Below are 1,113 nucleotides of genomic sequence, written 5' to 3' on the forward strand. Positions count from 1 at the left end.
GCCCGCGGGCCGCCCGCGAGCAGGCCCGCGACCGAGCCGGCCGTCGCGCCGTTCGAGTCGGTGTCCCAGCCGCCCGACACCGCGCGGCAGACGGAGGCCGAGAAGTCCCCGTCGGCGTGGGTGAGGGCGGCGGCGAGCAGCGCCGTGTTGGGGACGGCGTGCACCCAGTGGTACGCGGCGTGGGTGGCGTGCAGTTCGTCCACGACCCGGTCGAAGTCGTGGTGGACGTGGGCCAGCCGCACGGCGTGGCGGACGGCGCGGGCCAGGCGGGAGCCGGGGGGCACCACGGTGAGTCCCGTACGCAGACAGGTGTGGACGTCGCTCGCGCCGGTGGCCGCCTCGGCGATGGCGGCCGCCGCGAACATCGCCGCGTGGACGCCGTTGGCGGTGTGGGTGAGGGTGGCGTCGCGGTGGGCCTGTTCCGCGGCGGCGCCGGGGGCACCGGGGTTGGTCCAGCCGTGCACGTCCGCGCGGATCAGGGCGCCGATCCACTCGCGGAACGGGTTGCGGTGGCGGGCCGTGTGCGGGGGTTCGACGCCGTCGAGGAGGTTGCGGTAGGCGACCCGCTCCGCGGTGAACGTGCGGCCCGCGGGGAGTTCGTCCAGCCAGAGGCGGGCCACGTCCGCGGTGCTGAAGCGCCTGCCGTGGCGTTGCAGCAGCAGCAGGTTCAGCAGCGGGTAGTCGAGGTCGTCGTCCTCCGGCATGCCGTCGATGTTCTCGGCGAGGGAGGTGGCGGCGGAGCGGCGGTTCCAGGGGAACTCGGCCTTCAGCGCGGGGGGCAGGCCCCGTTCGGTGAACCATGTGGTCAGGGGCCAGTTGCCGGTGGCGCGGGCGAGCCGGCGGATGCCGGTCAGGGGGAGCTTCTCCACCGGTTTGCCGAGGAGGCAGCCCGCGGCCCTGCCCAGCCAGGCCGCCTCCAGGCGGGGGAGGGAGGCGGTGGGGGCCGGGCTCCCGGCCGGGGCGGGCCAGTCGGGGCACAGGGCCTTGATCGCGGGCAGGGAGGTCGGCTCGTCGTCGGCGAACGCGCTGGGCAGGTCGGCCAGTTCGTCCAGGAGGTCCCGGGCCAGGGAGCGCAGGTAGGGGGAGACCGGGGCGTGGGACGCGCCCGCGCGC

1 protein-coding gene is annotated in these 1,113 nt (G+C 76.3%); it reads right to left on the reverse strand.

Translation table 11 applies throughout. From position 1 onward, the window contains the following. A partial coding sequence (locus HO151_RS06150) for an ADP-ribosylglycohydrolase family protein (protein WP_173895088.1) occupies positions 1–1,113 on the reverse strand: 1,113 nt, incomplete at both ends.

Source organism: Streptomyces sp. 8P21H-1, assembly GCF_013302945.1.